2 protein-coding genes are annotated in these 3,944 nt (G+C 45.2%); both read left to right on the top strand.

The features are described from left to right. A partial coding sequence (locus tag AC1DUA_RS27470) for a dockerin type I domain-containing protein (protein WP_477502790.1) occupies nt 1-463 on the top strand: 463 nt, incomplete at its 5' end. A 154-nt stretch (nt 464-617) separates the two neighbouring features. Then, nucleotides 618-3,944: carbohydrate-binding protein (locus AC1DUA_RS27465; RefSeq protein ID WP_477502791.1), on the top strand; the 3,327-nt coding region annotated here is incomplete at its 3' end.

The following is a 3,944-nucleotide window of genomic DNA, read 5'->3' as shown; positions in this document are numbered from 1 at the left end:
GGCAGCTATAAGCAGTAAAACCATTTCAATCGGCAGCATTGAAGTTGTTGTAGATAAAACTGCGTTAATAACGGCCATAACGAATGCCCAAAGTTTGTATGATGTAGCAGTCGTCGGAACGCAGCCTGGTCAATACCCGCAGTCGGCCAAAGATGCGCTAGAAGCTGCTGTAGATGTAGCCAAAGCTGTAAAAGATAACGCAAGTGCAACACAGTCACAGGTTGACAGTGCCGTAGCAGCACTGGGCAGTGCAGTGGATATCTTCAAGGCATTGGTAATTAAATCTGCAGATATGAATAATGACGGAAGCGTCAACGTGGGAGATCTGGCGATGGTTGCTTACCATTTTGGTAAGGATTCTACTAGTTCAGATTGGGCGACTGCTAAGGCAGCTGATCTGAATGGCGATAATAAGATCGATATTCTGGATCTTGCCATCGTTGCATCCAAAATACTTGAATAGTGTTGTGACGTAGATGGAGTGAGGAGAGGAGGTGTCTAGGTAAAAAAAGAGTAGTAAAATGCAATGAAAAATGTGATGTCTAATGTATCAGAATTCCTATCATGATGGTGGAGGTAGTTCTATGAAAAAGTGGAATAAATTGCTTGGGGTTACAATGGCTTTAACTGTTGCTCTCACATCAAGCCCATTAATGACTGGGAGTGTAGAGGCTGCGACAGCTACGATTACTCCTGCAATTGGGAAAACACCTGGCAATGCTAATCCGTTATTTTCGCAAAAATTTGGTGCTGATCCATATGCCATGGAATATAACGGCAGAGTCTACGTTTACATGACAAATGACGTATTTGAATACAATGCAGACGGGACAATTAAGGATAACGGATACAGTAAGATTAATAAGATTACGGTTGTTTCATCTGACGATATGATCAACTGGACAGACCACGGTGAAATACCTGTAGCTGGCGCGCAAGGTGCGGCCAAATGGGCGAATAATTCCTGGGCACCGGCAGCTGCACATAAAACGATAGATGGGAAGGAGAAATTCTTTCTTTACTTTGCAGATAGTGCGAATGGAATAGGCGTGCTTACAGCAGACAGTCCGATCGGTCCCTTTACAGATCCAATTGGAAAAGCTCTCGTGAATAGAAATACCCCAGGAGCCAGTGATGTGACATGGCTGTTTGATCCAGCAGTGCTAGTTGATGATGATGGAAGCGGGTATATCTATTTTGGTGGTGGTGTACCAACTGGCAAGGAGGCTGACCCAGGGACAGCGCGTGTGGCAAAGCTTGGAGCAGATATGATTAGTTTGGATCTGAGTGCGAGCGGCGGGACACTAGGACGCATCAATCCACCGTGGTTGTTTGAAGACTCAGGCATTCATAAATATAACGGAAAATACTATTACTCCTATTGTACGAATTTCTCAAGCGGACATCCGGCGGATATTCCTACTGGAACAATCGCCTATATGGTGAGCGATAATCCGATGGGTCCCTTTACGTATGTTAAAACCATACTGCCTAATCCAGCGACATTCTTCGGTGTAGGAGGTAACAATCACCACTCCGTGTTTGAATTTAAAAACCAATGGTATATCGTCTACCATGCTCAAACCCTTGCCAAGGCATTGGCCGAAAGCGGAACGGTACCTCAAATGGGGGGACAACCGCATGGATACCGTAATGCACACATTAATAAAGTTGACATTGATGCAAACGGAATGATCCAGAATATTATCGGGGATTACAAAGGTGTCCCGCAGTTGAAAAACTTTAATCCCTATACAAGGGTTGAGGCTGAAACCATTGGTTGGAACGGAGGTATATCCACCGAAATCACTACCGAGCCCGGAGGTATGGTAAACAGTATAAACCTCGCTGTAAGCAACATTAGTGATGGTGACTGGACAGCCGTTTCCAAAGTCGACTTCGGTACTACAGGAGCGGGAATGTTTAAGGCTAATGTTGCAAGTGGCTCAGCTGGTGGCGTGTTAGAACTCCGTCTTGATAGTGCCGATGGCACATTGATTGGGTCGCTTCCGATTTCCAATACAGGCGGAGACAACGTATGGCAGACAGAGGCAACAAGTGTTACAGGTGCTTCAGGTGTCCATGATGTTTATATGGTATACAGGGGAGCATCAGCAGGGAATCTCTTCAAGGTAGATTCTTGGCAGTTCGAGCAAAAGAGTGCTGTTCATGAATTAGCTGCCATTAATGCATCTATTGATAAACAAAAGATCGACACTGTCTCCGGAACGAACCAGGCAACTATGAAGGTTACTGCCATATATTCCGATGGAACAAGTGAAGATATGACTGCGCAAGCAGTTGCAACATCTTCACCAAGCGGCTTGGTAAGTGTCAGTAACGGAGTAGTAACCGGCATTGGCTATGGCACCGCAACCATTAACGTAAGCTATGGCGGTAAAACAGATACACTCCATGTACAAGTAAAAGACTTGAACAGTGAGCTGACGGTGAAGAATATTACGGTTGATAATGCTTCTTTCGCACTGGATGCTGGCAAAACAGCCACATTTAAAGTAACAGCAGAGTACATGGACGGACGTACGGAAGATATAACAAAGTCAGCAACTTATACGAATCCGAGTCCTGCCGTTGCAGAAGTTGCAAACGGTACAATTACGGCCAAAGCCAGTGGAACAACCAATGTTACTGTAAGTTATAAAGGAACATTAGGCGGGACAGCAATAACGCAGATTAGTGTTAGTGTCAATACTCCTGCTGTAGTGGCCATCGAAGCAGAAACTGCTGCAGAAAACTCAGTTACTGCTTACGTCTATGGCACCATAAACGGACATACTTGGTCGCTGGCTGAGGGACAGTCAACGAAAGCCATGTTATTTGGTCCTGATAATGGTTTTGCCATGTCAGGCACGGATGCAGCTACACTTGCCTCAGGTTCAAGTCTGAATTATAAAGTCAACTTCCCGGCTTCGGGTTCCTACAACGTATGGTTACTTGCGAAAAGTATTGATTATAATTCAGACTCTATCCATGTTGGATTGGATAATCAATATAAATTTACTACCAATGGTATTCAAGGTGTGAGTAACAGCCAGTTTAAATGGGCCAATATCAGCAGTACAAACGGCGGGTTGATTGGTGGAGCTACTTTGAATGTTACGGCAGGCATGCATGACTTGAAACTGTGGGGAAGGGAAGATGGACTTATTATCGACCGAATATTGTTAACTACAAGTAATGCAACAACGGATCCAATCTGGCCTGAACAAAAGGTGCCTACTGCTGCAATTTCGGCGGATAGCACGGTGAAACCTGGTAGCAGCTTCACAGTGGCGGTGAATCTAGACAACTTAGCCCAAAGTGTCTATGCCCAAGATGTTACGTTGTCTTATGATACCAACGTATTTGAATATGTTAGTGTGACAGGTGCAAACGACAATATCCAGATTGTTAAAGAGGATAAGTCAACCGCTGGTAAAGTAAGACTCATTGCCGCTAATATCGGAGGGGTTGCTGGAGCCAGCACACCGGTTCTCAATTTGACCTTCAAGGTCAAGGACGGTGTACATGATACGACAGGAGCAATTACTGCTACCCAGGCTAAATTTGGTGTGGGTCCAGAGGGAACTGTCATTCAGGGGGCTCTTGGAAGTAAGAATATTGCAGTTGGCAGCGTAGAAGTCGTTGTAGATAAATCTGCTTTAACAGCAGCGATTACGAATGCACAAAGTCTGTTTGACTCTGCCGTGGTTGGAACACAACCTGGTCAATACTCGCAGGCAGCGAAAGACGCATTTGGCGTTGCCATCCTTGCAGGGAAAGCTGTAAATGACAATGCAAGTGCGACACAGTCCCAAGTTGACAGTGCTGCAGCCGCACTTGGCAGCGCAGTGGATATCTTCAAGGCAGCGGTAATGAAGTCTGCAGATATGAATAATGACGGAAACATCAACGTGGGAGATTTGGCTATGGTTGCCTACCAC

This window comes from Paenibacillus sp. 01T422 (assembly GCF_056398785.1).
This window is presented reverse-complemented; position numbering and strand designations above follow the sequence as displayed.